At 64.3% G+C, this 13,476-nt stretch carries 14 protein-coding genes; 8 read left to right on the top strand and 6 right to left on the bottom strand.

Annotation, left to right across the window (positions count from 1 at the left end):
* The first annotated feature begins 189 nt into the window (after positions 1-189).
* The 3 genes from BG57_RS21505 to BG57_RS21495 all read left to right on the top strand — a co-directional run bounded on the left by BG57_RS21505 (position 190) and on the right by BG57_RS21495 (position 3,388).
* Positions 190-1,455, top strand: coding sequence for a V-type ATP synthase subunit I (locus tag BG57_RS21505; protein ID WP_035967892.1), 1,266 nt, complete (start codon positions 190-192; stop codon positions 1,453-1,455).
* 136 nt (positions 1,456-1,591) lie between these two features.
* Positions 1,592-3,013 (top strand): UbiA family prenyltransferase, encoded by a 1,422-nt coding sequence (locus BG57_RS21500; RefSeq protein ID WP_035967890.1) that lies wholly within the window; start codon positions 1,592-1,594, stop codon positions 3,011-3,013.
* A gap of 12 nt (positions 3,014-3,025) precedes the next feature.
* Complete coding sequence (locus tag BG57_RS21495) at positions 3,026-3,388, top strand: SMR family transporter (RefSeq protein WP_035967888.1); 363 nt, start codon at positions 3,026-3,028, stop codon at positions 3,386-3,388.
* Between the two features lie 25 nt (positions 3,389-3,413).
* Here the strand turns inward: BG57_RS21495 and xerD are convergent, their stop codons facing one another.
* The 3 genes from xerD to queG are packed head-to-tail and all read right to left on the bottom strand — an operon-like array spanning position 3,414 to position 6,056.
* A complete protein-coding gene (gene xerD / locus BG57_RS21490) occupies positions 3,414-4,343 on the bottom strand; it encodes a site-specific tyrosine recombinase XerD (RefSeq protein ID WP_035967887.1) in 930 nt (309 codons plus the stop codon).
* The gene (locus tag BG57_RS21485) at positions 4,340-4,822 is read right to left on the bottom strand and encodes a methylated-DNA--[protein]-cysteine S-methyltransferase (RefSeq protein ID WP_035967886.1); all 483 of its coding nucleotides are present in this window, start codon (positions 4,820-4,822) and stop codon (positions 4,340-4,342) included. Before BG57_RS21485 ends, xerD begins: the two co-directional genes overlap by 4 nt.
* Complete coding sequence (gene queG / locus BG57_RS21480; RefSeq protein ID WP_035967885.1) at positions 4,815-6,056, bottom strand: tRNA epoxyqueuosine(34) reductase QueG; 1,242 nt, start codon at positions 6,054-6,056, stop codon at positions 4,815-4,817. Before queG ends, BG57_RS21485 begins: the two co-directional genes overlap by 8 nt.
* An 18-nt stretch (positions 6,057-6,074) precedes the next feature.
* Between queG and tsaE the strand changes: the two genes are divergently transcribed.
* Together tsaE and BG57_RS21470 are read left to right on the top strand one after the other, a co-directional pair.
* Positions 6,075-6,662, top strand: a complete 588-nt coding sequence (tsaE, locus tag BG57_RS21475) for a tRNA (adenosine(37)-N6)-threonylcarbamoyltransferase complex ATPase subunit type 1 TsaE (protein WP_035967884.1) — start codon at positions 6,075-6,077, stop codon at positions 6,660-6,662.
* Entirely contained in the window at positions 6,644-8,167 is a 1,524-nt protein-coding gene (locus tag BG57_RS21470; RefSeq protein ID WP_035967883.1) for an N-acetylmuramoyl-L-alanine amidase, read from the top strand. Before tsaE ends, BG57_RS21470 begins: the two co-directional genes overlap by 19 nt.
* A gap of 39 nt (positions 8,168-8,206) precedes the next feature.
* Here the strand turns inward: BG57_RS21470 and BG57_RS21465 are convergent, their stop codons facing one another.
* Together BG57_RS21465 and BG57_RS21460 are read right to left on the bottom strand one after the other, a co-directional pair.
* The gene (locus BG57_RS21465; RefSeq protein ID WP_035967939.1) at positions 8,207-9,088 is read right to left on the bottom strand and encodes an EamA family transporter; all 882 of its coding nucleotides are present in this window, start codon (positions 9,086-9,088) and stop codon (positions 8,207-8,209) included.
* Between the two features lie 171 nt (positions 9,089-9,259).
* Positions 9,260-9,547 carry a hypothetical protein gene (locus tag BG57_RS21460; RefSeq protein WP_035967881.1) on the bottom strand — a complete coding sequence of 96 codons (288 nt, stop codon included), beginning with the start codon at positions 9,545-9,547 and terminating at the stop codon, positions 9,260-9,262.
* A gap of 191 nt (positions 9,548-9,738) precedes the next feature.
* Here BG57_RS21460 and BG57_RS21455 point away from each other — a divergent pair, with 191 nt between their 5' ends.
* Together BG57_RS21455 and trxA are read left to right on the top strand one after the other, a co-directional pair.
* Entirely contained in the window at positions 9,739-10,638 is a 900-nt protein-coding gene (locus tag BG57_RS21455) for a pirin family protein (RefSeq protein WP_035967880.1), read from the top strand.
* A 71-nt stretch (positions 10,639-10,709) separates the two neighbouring features.
* Positions 10,710-11,558 carry a thioredoxin gene (gene trxA / locus BG57_RS21450; protein ID WP_035967879.1) on the top strand — a complete coding sequence of 283 codons (849 nt, stop codon included), beginning with the start codon at positions 10,710-10,712 and terminating at the stop codon, positions 11,556-11,558.
* A 69-nt stretch (positions 11,559-11,627) separates the two neighbouring features.
* Here the strand turns inward: trxA and BG57_RS21445 are convergent, their stop codons facing one another.
* On the bottom strand, positions 11,628-12,470 hold the full coding sequence (locus tag BG57_RS21445) for a tRNA threonylcarbamoyladenosine dehydratase (RefSeq protein WP_035967878.1): 843 nt from the start codon (positions 12,468-12,470) through the stop codon (positions 11,628-11,630).
* A 280-nt stretch (positions 12,471-12,750) separates the two neighbouring features.
* Between BG57_RS21445 and pdxH the strand changes: the two genes are divergently transcribed.
* Complete coding sequence (pdxH, locus tag BG57_RS21440) at positions 12,751-13,392, top strand: pyridoxamine 5'-phosphate oxidase (protein WP_035967877.1); 642 nt, start codon at positions 12,751-12,753, stop codon at positions 13,390-13,392.
* The last annotated feature ends 84 nt before the right edge of the window (positions 13,393-13,476 follow it).

Below are 13,476 nucleotides of genomic sequence, written 5' to 3'. Positions count from 1 at the left end.
CACCGTTTCGCAGAGCAAAGTTCTTCCCATGGCGGTGCGGCGTGGTTCGAACTTCGCGAAATGTGCGGTACCCCACCTTCGCCAAAATAGACATCAGCGAACATGCGCGAGGCGGTTCGGGCAGCTCGCTCAATTGCACCACCCCGATGTCGAAACGCGCCTCGGTCGATCAACCGTCTGGAGATCGCAATGTTCAACGAACCGGTCTTGCGCCGCGGTGTTCGCTGGATGCTGCTCGTCGTGATGTATTACGTGGTCGCGGCAGCGTCGTACAACGGCTATTTTACGAAGTGGCAGTTCCGCGATCAGACGCCGCAGTGGGCGCTGCCCGCGATGCTGGAGGGAACGATCGAGCGTCCGTTCGTGTACCGGCAACTGCTGCCGGCGATCGCAAACGGCGTCGAACGTGCGATGCCCCGGACGCTGAAAGAGCGCATCACCAGCGTGCTGATGGACGACAACCGCACGCATCACCCGATCACATGGTTCTATCCCAACGCGGTGGATGCGCACAATCCGCAGTACGCGCTTCGTTATTACCTGATCTTCGGCATGTCGTTCACCGCGCTTTTTCTCGCGCTGTTCGCGATGCGCGCCGTGTGCATGACGTTCCAGATGAATCGCACGGCGAGCACGCTTGCACCGATGGCGCTCGCCGCGATCTTTCCGTTGATCCTGACAGATGGTGCGTATTTCTACGACTTCCCCGAACTTCTGTTCATGAACCTCGCAGTATGGCTCGCGGCGAGAGGCCGGGCGCTGTGGCTCATTCCGCTGACGGTCATCGCCACATTCAACAAGGAATCGTTCCTGTTTTTCACGCTCACGCTATTTCCGTTTCTTCAAGCGCGCTATTCGCTCGGCAAGGTGCTGACGTTGCAGGCCGTCATGCTTGCGATCGCCGGCGCGATCAACTTCGTCATCAAGCTGAAATATGCGGGCAATGGCGGCGGTATCGTCGCGTTCAACCTGTACGAGAATCTCAACTTCCTCGTTCATCCTTTGAGCTATCTGCGGTTCGAATACAACTACGGCGTGGTGATGGCGAAGGGCTTCAACATCATTACGATAGCCATTGCCGCCATCCTTCTTCGCTCGGGCTGGAGCAAACTGCCGCTGGCGCTGCGGCGTCACGTGCAGATCGCCATTGCGATTAACGTGCCGCTTTTCATGGCCTTTGGTTTTCACGACGAACTGCGCAATCTGAGCATGCTGATCGTCGGTGTACTGATGATCTTCTGCGTCAACATCGCGCTCGTTCTCGAGCAGGCGAACCTGCGCGCGGTCGCGGACATGCAAAGCGGCAACGGCCTCGACGAAGCGGCGCCGTCACCGTCGCGCCTCGGCAATCACGGCGCGATCGCGCGTTCCGCCCGCTATCGGGTACGCGTTGCGGATTCGTCGGAGCAGGATCGCGGAGACACAGGCGCAGGCATGCCGTCAGGCTGGAAATGACTGCCCTGCATCGGCGGGCGCGCAACTCGAGTGTCCTAGCGCACAGAGCGGAGAAGTAACGCATCGCTATTCTGTGCGCAAACGATTCAACGAGCCGCACCCGAATCGACAGACGAATTACAGCGTCGAGGAAGCTATGTCCGAAGCAAGCGTTCCCCTCTGCGTCGATCTCGATGGCACGTTGACCGCCACCGATCTGCTCGTTGAATCGTTCCTCGTGCTCGTCAAGAAAAATCCGCTCTATGCACTGTTGAGCATCGTCTGGCTGATGCGCGGAAGGGCCTATCTGAAGGCGCAGATTGCAGCGCGCGTGGCCATCGACGTATCCGTGCTGCCATACAACGCGCGCTTCGTCGCGTATCTGCACGAACAGCGCTCATGCGGACGCGATCTGTATCTTTGCACCGCATCCAACCAGCAGGTCGCCGAACAGATCGCGAAGCACTTCGGCATTTTCAAGGGCGTGCTGGCAAGCGACGAAGCCCACAATCTCAAGGGCCGTCACAAGGCCGGCGCGCTGACGAAGGAATTCGGCGCGCAGGGCTTCGATTACTGCGGCAATGCACGCGCCGATGTGCCCGTGTGGCAGCAGGCGCGGCAGGCGATCGTCGTCGGCGACCGGCATATCGCAGCGGCGGCTGAGGGCGTCAACGAGACGATCGTCTTCTTCGAGCAGAAGCGTTCGCTCGTTGCGCTGACGATCAAGGAAATGCGCGTCTATCAGTGGGTGAAGAACCTGCTGATCTTCGTGCCGCTGCTCGCGTCGCACCGCTTCACCGATCCGTCGACGCTGCTCGCCGAAACGGTTGCGTTCTTCTCATTCAGCTTCTGCGCGTCGGCGGTGTATCTGCTCAACGACATGCTCGATCTCGACTCGGACCGCCGTCACGAGAAAAAGCGCAACCGGCCGTTCGCATCGGGTCAGTTGCCGCTCACGTTCGGGATGGCGCTGACGGTGACGCTGCTCGTCGCATCCGCTGCGCTCGCAGCGCGGCTCGAACCGAACTTTCAGCTCGTGATCGGCGGCTATTTCATCACGACGCTGGCCTATTCGTTCAAGCTCAAGCGCATGATGCTCATCGACGTCTTCACGCTCGCGGCGCTTTATACGTCGCGCATCATCGCGGGCGGCGTGGCTGCGGACATCGTGTTGTCCGACTGGCTCATCATGTTCTCGGTGCTCATCTTCCTGAGTCTCGCGATGGTCAAGCGCTACACCGAACTGGACGCGCTGCTGCGCGACGGCAAGGTATCCGCCGCCGGGCGGGGCTATGTCACGCAGGACCTCGGCATCCTTCGTTCGTTCGGCACCGCGTCGGCCTATGCGGCCGTGGTGGTGCTGGCGCTCTACGTGAACTCTTCGGACGTGCGGCTTCTCTATCGGCATCCGCAGGCGCTGTGGGTGCTCTTCGGCCTTCTGCTGTACTGGGTAAGCCGCGTGTGGATGCTCGCGTTTCGCGGCGAGATGCACGACGACCCGATCGTCTACGCGATCAGGAACCGGATGAGCCTTTTCATCATTTGCCTGTGCGTGGCGACCGTGGTCGCCGCGATCTGACCTATCTCAACGATGCAATACATCACGCTTTTGCTGAGCGGCACGTGCAGTGCGCTCGCGAGTATCCTGCTGCGTCTTGCCGGCACGCTTCCGTCCGAGGGCGGAGCGTTGCTGTTCGGCATGCAGGCGCGTCCGCTGATCTACCGGCTCGGTGCGATCGGCGCGTACGGCGCGGGCTTCGTGCTGTATGCGCTCGCGTTGAAGCGCGTGGAACTGAGCGTCGCGTACCCGCTGATGGTCGCGGTGACGATACTCGAAATCATGCTAATCGGCGTCGTGCTCGGCGAAGCGATGTCGCTGCGAACGCTTGCCGGCGCGACGCTGCTCATTGCAAGCGTCCTGCTGCTTTACGCGCCGGCTGCCAGCACGGCATGAGCGACGCGAGGCACCGCCGCCGATCTCAGCCGCGCGGATGATGCTCGCGATGCAGCTTCTGCAGGCGCTCGCGGGCGACGTGCGTGTAGATCTGCGTGGTCGAAATATCGGAGTGGCCGAGCAGCAGTTGCACCACGCGCAGGTCCGCGCCGTGATTGAGCAGATGCGTCGCGAATGCGTGACGCAGCGTGTGCGGCGAAAGCGGCGCATGCACGCCGCCGTTCAGCGCATGGCGCTTGATGATGTTCCAGAACTGCTGACGCGTCATGCCCTCGCCGCGTGCGGTGACGAAGAGCGCATCGGCGGCGCGCGGGCCGAGCAGCGCCGGGCGCGATTCGCGCAGATATCGCGCGATCCAGCCGTGCGCCTCTTCGCCGAACGGCACGAGACGCTCTTTCGAGCCTTTGCCCATCACGCGGACGACGCCCTCGTTCAGACCAAGCTCGACGGTCTTCAGCGTCACGAGTTCGGTCACGCGCAGGCCGCTCGCGTACATCAGTTCGAGCATCGTGCGGTCGCGCAGGCCGAGCGGCGTTTCGATATCGGGCGCGCCGAGCAGCGCTTCCACTTGCGCTTCGTTGAGCGTGGATGGAAAGCGCGGCGGCTGCTTGGCCGAGCGCAGCTTGAGCGTCGGGTCGGCAATGGCCCGATGTTCGCGCATCGCCCACGCGTAGTAGCGGCGAAACACCGAAAGACGCCGGTTCGCGGAAGTCGCCTTGTCGCTGCGGCGCGCGGCCATGTAGCCGTTCATGTCGGCTTCGCTGGCGGCGTCGATGGACGCGCCGCGCGTCTTCGCGAGCCACTCCGCGAAGAGCCGCAAGTCGCGCCGGTACGCGTCGAGTGAATTCTCCGCGAGCCCGTGTTCGAGCCACAATGCATCGCAGAAGAGATCGATCGCATCGCTGCTCGCGATCAGCTCAGGCGTTTGCTGTTCTTCAATGATTGCGCTCGTCATCCGATCGATACACCTTCATGCGCCAGCAGCCAGCGCTTCACGTCACGAAAAAAGCCGTCGCCGGGATGATGCGCGAATCCGCCGATCCCGCCCGACGCCACGACCCGGTGGCACGGTATCACGATCGGCAGCGGATTGGAGCCGCACGCCTGCCCGACTGCGCGCGGCACGCTGCCGATTTCGCGCGCTAGCTGTCCGTAGGTCCAGACTTGTCCCGCCGCGATTGCGCCGATGCCGCGCCACACGCGCTGTTGAAACGCGGTGCCGCCGATGGCGAGCGGAAGATCGAAGCGCATCGTCGATGCATCGAAGTAACGGCGAATCTGCATCGCGGCTTCCTGCGCGAGCGGTTTGCCCGGATCGACGTTCGGCGTCTCGTGCGGCAGATAGACGATCTCGCGCACGAAGCGATCGTCGGCGCGGATGCCGACTTTGCCGAACGGGGCGTCGATGACCGCATCGAATGACACGTTACTCATGCCTGTCCCCCTGCTCCAGCGCCCACGACACATGCTCGCGCACGAGCGCCGACGCATCGTCCGCGCGCGCGTGCAGCGCGCCGATGATCGAGCCGCGTTCGCGCGCATCGAGCGACGCATCGCGCAACGCGTTGCCCATCGCCACCGCGATATTGCGCAGCCATCGCTCATGTCCGATGCGGCGGATCGCGCTGCCCTGCATCCGCGTATCGAAGTCATCGGCGCTCCATGCGAACAGTTCGACGAGCGTCGCGCGATCCAGCCCGTGCCGCACGTCGAAGTCCGCAACCGGCGCGGCCTGCGCGAACTTGTTCCACGGACACACGAGCTGGCAATCGTCGCAGCCGTACACGCGATTGCCGATCAGCGGCCGCAGGTCTTCCGGAATGCTGCCGTGCAGCTCGATCGTCAGATACGAGATGCAGCGCCGCGCATCCACGCGATACGGCCCGACGATCGCTCCGGTCGGACACGCGCCGATGCAGCGCGTGCATTGCCCGCAGTGCGCGCCGTCGTGCTCCGGTTCGGGATCGACGGGCAGCGCCAGATCGACGTAAATCTCGCCGAGAAAGAACAGCGAACCGGCATCGCGATCCAGCAATAGCGTGTGCTTGCCGCGCCAGCCGTTGCCCGCCTTCTGCGCGAGCGCCACTTCGAGGACCGGCGCAGAATCCGTGAACGCGCGATGCCCGAACGCGCCGATCTCCTTCTCGATACGCTCGGCCAGCTGCTGCAACCGGTTGCGCATGACCTTGTGGTAGTCGCGGCCGCGCGCATAGATCGACACCTGCGCCTGCGCGGGCTGCGCGAGCCGCTTCCATTCGATCGCGCGCCAGTCGTTCTTCTGACCGTCCGCTGTCGCGACACTTTCATCGCCTGTCGACGCGAGCGTCGCGGCCGGCAGATAGGCCATGCGCGCGGTGATGACGCGTCGCGTGCCGGCCACAAGCTCGGCCGGCCTCGCGCGTTTCATCCCATGTTTGGCCATATAATCCATTTCGCCGTGATAGCCTGCTTCGAGCCAGCTGGCGAGGCCTTCCTCGGCGTCCGTCAGGTCGGTATCGCTGATTCCGACCGCACCGAATCCCAGCTCGCGCCCCCACGCCTTGATGCGCTGCGCGAGCTCCGCCAGCCCCGCCTCGTCGCTTTCGAGGCGATGCAAGGCACGCGGCTCGACGGCGGCGTCGCTCGCCGCGGTCGTGACTTCATCGGAGTGTTCCGGCAATCGGTTCATCACGACATTTTACGAGCAATGCCCGAAAGCCCCGCACCATCGACATCCGGTTCACCCGCCGCGCTCATCGAACGCCGCTTCGAACTGCGCGACGAAGCCGCGACGCTCGCGTTCGGTGAGCGCTTCGCACGCGCTATCGGCGAGACGCGAACAATAGCCTCGTCTGAACCATTCCACGGCTTGCAAGTCCAGTTGATCGGCGACCTCGGCGCGGGCAAGACCACGCTCGTGCGCGCGACGCTGCGTGCGCTCGGTCACGCGGGCCGGGTGAAAAGCCCCACTTACACGCTCGTCGAGCCGTATTCGCTGGATGCGCCAGGCGGTCCGCTCGACGTGTATCACTTCGATCTCTATCGCTTCGCCGATCCCGCCGAATGGGCCGACGCCGGGTTTCGCGAGTATTTCGACCGGGGCGCGTTGTGCCTCGTCGAGTGGCCGCAGCAAGCGGGCGGCTTGCTCGGCGTGCCGGACCTCGTTTTCGCGCTGACGCTGCCGGACAGCGGCATCGCACCCATGGAAACGACGCAGTCGAACGAAGAAGAAGGCCGCGTGCTGACCGCGCGGGCGTTTAGCGAAACAGGAAAGACATGTCTCGAAAGATGCTGATCAAGCCGTTCCACTCGATCGAATCGAGCGCGAGCGCGCCGCACAACTGGCGCCGACGCCAGGTGCTGCGCGCGGGCGCATCGACGCTCGTGCTCGCGCTCGCCGGGCCGAAGCTCGCGCACGCCAGCTCCGTGCTCGGCGTGCGCGTGTGGCCGGCGCGCGATTACACGCGCGTGACCATCGAATCCGACCAGCCGCTCACGAACAGCAACCAGCTGCTTCAGGGACCGGACAGGCTCGTCGTCGATCTCAATGGAATCGATCTGGATCAGGCGTTGCGCGAGCTCGTATCGAAGATCACGCCGAACGATCCGCAGATTCAGGCGGTGCGCGTTGGGCAGTATCAGCCGCATGTGGTGCGGATGGTGTTCGATCTGAAAGGCTCCGTGAAGCCGCAGGTGTTCACGCTCGGGCCGATCGGCAGCTACAAGTATCGCCTCGTGTTCGACCTGTATCCGGCCGTCGCGCCCGATCCGCTGATGGAACTGCTCGCCCAGACCGAGCGCAAGCAGGAAGCATTCGACCGCGCCAATCCGAATCCGTCGACGCCGCCGCCCGCGACGCTCTCCGGCCCCGCGACCACGCAGAAACCGCTCGCACAGGATTCGACCGACGAGTTCTTCCAGAAGTACGCGCAAGGCGATAGTTCGACCGACACACCCGCGCCGGCCGTGCCGAAGCCTGCGCCCGCGACGCCGAAGCCGCGCGTCGCGCCGCCGGTCATCGCGAAGAAAGACGACGACGACAACGACCAGTACGCATTCTCCGCACCGAAGCAGGACCGCTCCGGTACCACGCGCCTTTTGACCGTCGCCATCGATCCGGGACACGGCGGCGAAGACCCCGGCGCGATCGGCGGCAACGGCACGTACGAGAAGCACATCGCGCTCGATATCGCGAAGAAGCTGCGCGCGAAGATCGACGCCCAGCCGAACATGCGCGCGATGATGACCCGCGACGCCGACTTCTTCGTGCCGCTCAACGTGCGCGTGCAGAAGGCGCAGCGCGTGGGCGCGGACCTGTTCGTATCGATTCACGCGGACGCGTTCACGACGCCGTCGGCGCGCGGCTCGTCGGTGTTCGCGTTGTCGGAGCATGGCGCATCGAGCGCGGCGGCGCGCTGGATGGCGACCAAGGAGAATGCATCAGACCAGATCGGCGGCATCAACGTGAAGACCAACGACGCGAGCGTGAGCCGCGCCCTCTTCGACATGTCCACGACCGCGCAAATCCGCGACTCGATGCGTTACGGCAACTTCGTGCTGAACGAGATCGGCGGCATCAACAAGCTGCACAAGGGATCGGTCGAGCAGGCGGGCTTCGCCGTGCTGAAAGCGCCGGATATTCCGTCGATCCTCGTCGAAACGGCGTTCATCAGCAATCCCGAAGAGGAAGCGCACCTGAACGACGACGCCTATCGCGACAAGATGGCCAACGCGATCATGAAGGGCATCAAGCGGTATTTCGCGGCGAATCCGCCGCTCGCGAAGAGCCGGATGACCTGACGCTTTCGATGGCGGGCGCATTGCGCGCCCGCCCGACGATTACCGCGCCGCCGACGCGAACCGCTGCACGATCCGCCCGCCGAACACGTTGACGGCCAGCCCTGCCATCACTAGCGCGGCACCGGCGACTTCCATCGAACTCATTCCTTCATCGAGAAACAGCGCCGCCGACGCCAGGCCGATCACCGGCACGAGCAGCGAGAACGGCGCGACTTGTCCCGCCGCATAGCGCGCGAGCAGTTTCCCCCACAAGCTATAACCGACCAGCGTCGCGATGAAGGCGAGATAACACACCGCGAGCACCGACACGAGCGGGATCGACGCGAGGCTCGACTCGATACGCGCCGGGCCCTCGAAGATCAGCGACAGCACGAGGAACGGCAGCGGCGGAATCAGGCTCGCCCACACGACGAGCGACAGCAGATCCACCTTGCCCATGCGCTTCGTCGCGATGTTGCCGAGCGCCCACATCGACGCGGCCCCGAGCGTGAAGAGAAAGCCGGTGAGAGTCATCGCCTGCCCGCCGTGCATGCCGATCAGCGCGAGACCCGCCGCCGCGATCAGCAGACCGATCACGTTGGCCGCGCGAATGCGCTCGCCGAGAAACATCGCGGCGAAAATCAGCGTGAAGAACGCCTGAGCCTGCAGCACGAGCGACGCGAGCCCCGCCGGCATCCCGACGGACATGCCATAGAAGAGCAGCGCGAACTGCCCGAGCGAGATGGTGAGACCGTAGGCGAAGAGCCATCGCAGCGGAATCTGCGGACGCTTCACGAAGAACGCGGGCAGCGCCGCGAGCGCGAAACGCAGCGCGCCGAGCAGCATCGGCGGGACGCCATGCAGCCCCAGCTTGATGACGACGAAGTTCACGCCCCACGCAAAAATAACCACCGTTGCAATCAGCAAATCCCTGGGCGACATCGCCATTCCCCTCTTGTCGTGCGCCGCATGCGCAATCAGGCGAGTGTAGCGAAGGGCGCGCGCGAAGGATTGTCAAAACCTGCGGCAGGCGTGGGATTGGGAAACGAATGTGAAAAGCGCCCGCGCCGTTCGACGGCGCGGGCGCTCGCAGCCTTCGCGAACGAAGACGCTTTACTTGCTCTGGCCGGACTCGGTGCCCGCGTTGTTGCCGGTTTCGGCTTCCGGCGTCTTCTTGGTCGCTGCCGACGACTGCGTGCCGTGCTTGCGCGCCTTGTGGTGCTTCTTGGTCGTGGTGCCGGAACCCGTTCCCGCCGATGCGTCGCCCTGAGTGGCCGTCGAGGTATCGCCGCCCATTGCCGCCGACGAGTTGCCCGACGAGGTCTGCGCAAACGCGCCAGTTGCGGCAGTTGCCGTGAAAAGGCCCGCGGTGATGGCGATCAAAAGTTTGTTCTTGCTCATTGTTTCCCTCTCCTATCAAGATTGCGCGACCTGCACGCAGCTTCAAAAAGCGCGGCCGGTCACGACCGCACGGAACTTCGAAAGGATGAGCGTACGCCCGGAGTCCGGGCAATGCGCCGCCTGGCGGCCACCGGTAGAATCGGCAGTTCTGGTGCGCCATTCCGGCGCCCGCCTTTCTTCGGTGAACCGCCATGTCCTCGACGATTCGCGCGCAGTTGAAACCTCATCAACACGACGTCGGCGGCCTCATGGTGAGGCGCGTGCTTCCCGCGCTTGCGGCGCGCACCGTCGGACCTTTCATCTTTTTCGACCACATCGGACCCGCAACCCTCGTGCCCGGCAAGGGCCTCGACGTGCGGCCGCATCCGCATATCGGGCTTGCCACCGTCACTTATCTGTTCGACGGCGCGATCATGCATCGCGACAGCGTCGGTTCCGTGCAGAAGATCGTTCCGGGCGATGTCAACTGGATGACCGCCGGGCGCGGCATCGTCCATTCGGAACGCACGCCTGACGAAGAACGCGCGAGCGGCCAGACGATGCACGGCATCCAGACGTGGGTGGCGCTGCCGGTCGCGAGCGAGGAAGTGGAGCCGTCGTTCGAGCATCACGCAGCCGCGACGCTCCCGCAGATCGAGCGCGGCGCCGTCACCTTGCGCGTGATCGCGGGCACCGCGTTCGGCGCGACAGCCCCGACGCGCACTTTCTCGCCGACGCTCTACGTCGCCGCGCACTTCGCGCTGGGCAGCGAACTCACGCTCGACGCCGAGCACGAGGAACGCGGCGTCTATCTCGTCGATGGCGATCTGTCGGTCGACGGCGTTGCCGTCCCGCCGCAGCAGATGTCCGTGCTGACGCCAGGCGCGGCCGTGCAGCTCGCGAGCACGAGCGGCGCGGTCGTGATGCTGCTCGGCGGCGCGCCGCTCGACGGCACGCGCTTCATCGAATGGAACTTTGTATCGAGTTCGCGGGACAAGATAGAAGCCGCCAAGCTCGCATGGAGCGAGCAGCGCATGGGCGAGGTTCCGGGCGAGACCGAGTTCATTCCGTTGCCGCCGCCGCGCCGCGAACAGCGTGCGCCGGAAGCGTGAACCATTGATACCTGCGTCGGGCGTCCCCAACTAGGATGTCGACACAAATCACAAGCATGAGGAGAGAACGCATGGATACCACCCTTGCCACATTCGAGAACGACGTCATCAACGCGTCGATGCTCGCGCCCGTCCTCGTGGATTTCTGGGCGCCCTGGTGCGGCCCCTGCAAGACGCTTGGCCCGATGCTGGAAAGGCTGGAGGCGGAAGCCGGCGGCGCATGGAAGCTCGTCAAGGTGAACGTCGACGAGAATCAGGAGCTTGCGCAGCACTTTCAGGTACGCAGCATTCCGCACGTGATCGCATTTGCGGAAGGCCGGCCGATCGATCAGTTCATCGGCGTGCTGCCCGAAGGCCAGTTGCGCGCGTTCCTCGACAAGCTCGTGCCCGACGGCGCCGATGCCGAGCGCAACGCCGCGCATAACGCGTGGGCCACAGGCAACCGCAAGGAGGCGATCGACCGCATCAAGGCCGCGCTCGCGCTCGATCCGGGCTATGACGACGCCCGCCTCGACCTGATCGAATGGCTGCTCGCCGAGCGGCGTATCGACGAGGCGAAGGACGAGGACAAGCTGCTGTCGCCGAAGACCACGCAAGGCATCGATGCCCGCTACAACGCGCTGAAAACCGAGCTGGACGCCGCCGAAGCCGCAGCCGAACTGCCGCCCGCCGACGCGCTGATCGGCGCGGTGAATGCGAATCCCGACGATCTCGAAGCGCGCTTCGCGCTGGCCAACCGGCTGATCGCGGGCCGCGACTATGAAGGCGCGCTGGAACATCTGCTGGCGATCGTGCAACGCGACCGCGCCTTCATGGACGATGTTGGCCGCAAGACGATGCTCTCGGTCTTCGAACTGGCGTCGAATCAGCCGGATCTCGTGTCGCGCTGGCGGCGCAGGCTGAGCGCGGCGATGAATTGATCGTCGCTGTACAAAGGCAAACGGCCAGCTAGGAAGCTGGCCGTTTTTGCATCCACGCCGATCCGGCGATCAAGCCGCCCGTTTGGCCAGTTCCCGAAGGACGAACGCCGCCGCCGCAAAACCGAAGCTCGCCGTCACGCAGACACTCGAACCAAAGCCCGCGCAATTTAGCCCGACCGGCCCCGCGTAGTTCGCGCCCGTCTCCAGATGCTCTGCGCCTTCGCTGATATCGCACGCGGGGGCATCGGGATAAATGAGCGGCTCGTCCGAATACACCGCACTGACCTTGAAGCGCGACTTCGGCCCGCGCGGAAAGCCGTGCTGCTTGCGCAACTGGCCGCGCACTTTCGAGAGCAGCGGGTCCTGAATGGTGAGCGCAAGATCGTCGATGCGAATGCGCGTCGGATCCAGTTGCCCGCCCGCGCCGCCCACGGTGATGAGCGCCTGCTTGCGCGCCACGCACCACGCGATCAACGCCGTCTTGGTACGCACGCTGTCGATGGCATCGACGATGAAGTCGAAGCCGCCGCCGAGCGTCGCATCGAAGTTGCCGGGCTCGACGAAATCCTCGACCTGCCGCACATCGCACGCAGGATCGATCAACGCGATGCGCTCGGCCATCGCGCTTACCTTCGCCTTGCCATAGTTGCCGTCGTGCGCGTGAATCTGACGATTTGTATTGCTCTCGGCGACGTTATCGAGGTCGATCAGCGTCAGCGCGCCGACCGCGCTGCGCGCCAGCGCCTCCGCCACCCACGACCCCACTCCGCCGATGCCGATGACCGCGACATGTGCGCGCTCGAACGCGGCGAGCGCGTCCGCGCCATACAAACGTGCGACGCCGCCGAAGCGCCGCTCGCGGTCGGCGGCGTCTTCGACGGAAAGCGTGACGGCGGAATCAGGTGAAGTCATGGCGCTGGTGCAAAATGGGTGACGGACGCAAACGCCCGCTCATCAAGGCTTACAGGCGGCTGTCGATGCATGGTAGTGCGCAGTCCATTCATGCAAAGTGGCGCTGAATTGCGTATTCTGCCTTATCGATACCGAAGCCGTGATAGCTGCAGCCGATGCGAACGAAGAATTATGTCTTCCCTCTTCGATGCCTTGACGCCGGTCATTGCAAGCCCTTGGTAAACGGGGCAAGAACGTATCACCTTGGCTATACTGACGCGATTGTAGCGTTTGCATAAAAATGACGACCTTAGCAGACCTTCGAAAGAATTATTCGCGCGGCGCGCTGGACGCCGCTGACGTCGATCCCAACCCGGTGCGCCAGTTCCAAACCTGGTTCGCCCAGGCGCTCGATGCCAAACTGCCCGAGCCCAACGCGATGACGCTCGCCACCGTCGACGCACGAGGCCGCCCGTCCGCGCGCATCGTGCTCATCAAGGGCGTCGACGAGCATGGCTTTGTTTTTTTCACCAATTACGATAGCCGCAAGGGCCGCGAACTCGCGGAGAATCCGGCGGCGAGCCTGCTGTTTCACTGGATCGAACTCGAGCGACAGGTACGCATCGAGGGCACGGTGGTGAAAACGAGCAACGAAGAAAGCGATGCGTACTACGCGTCGCGTCCGCTCGGATCGCGCATCGGGGCGTGGGCATCGGACCAGAGCCAGCCGCTCGACAGCCGCGAGACGCTCGAAGCGCGCGAGCGCGACATGATCGCGCGATACGGCGACGCGCCGCCGCGCCCGCCGCACTGGGGCGGCTACCGGCTCGTGCCCGAGACGATCGAGTTCTGGCAGGGACGGCCCTCGCGGCTGCATGACCGCATCGTCTATACGCGCGATGGCGCCGACGGCCCGTGGCGCATCACGCGGCTCGCACCGTAAGGCAGGCACGCCAGAAAGCACCGCAAGAAGCACGGCCGGCGCAACACGGGGCAACGAACATGAGGGCGCGAGCCTTCACCTTGG

It is taken from the genome of Caballeronia grimmiae, assembly GCF_000698555.1.
Classification (GTDB): Bacteria; Pseudomonadota; Gammaproteobacteria; order Burkholderiales; family Burkholderiaceae; genus Caballeronia; species Caballeronia grimmiae.
Note: the sequence above shows the minus strand (reverse complement) of the source record. Positions and strands in the feature narration are given on the sequence as shown.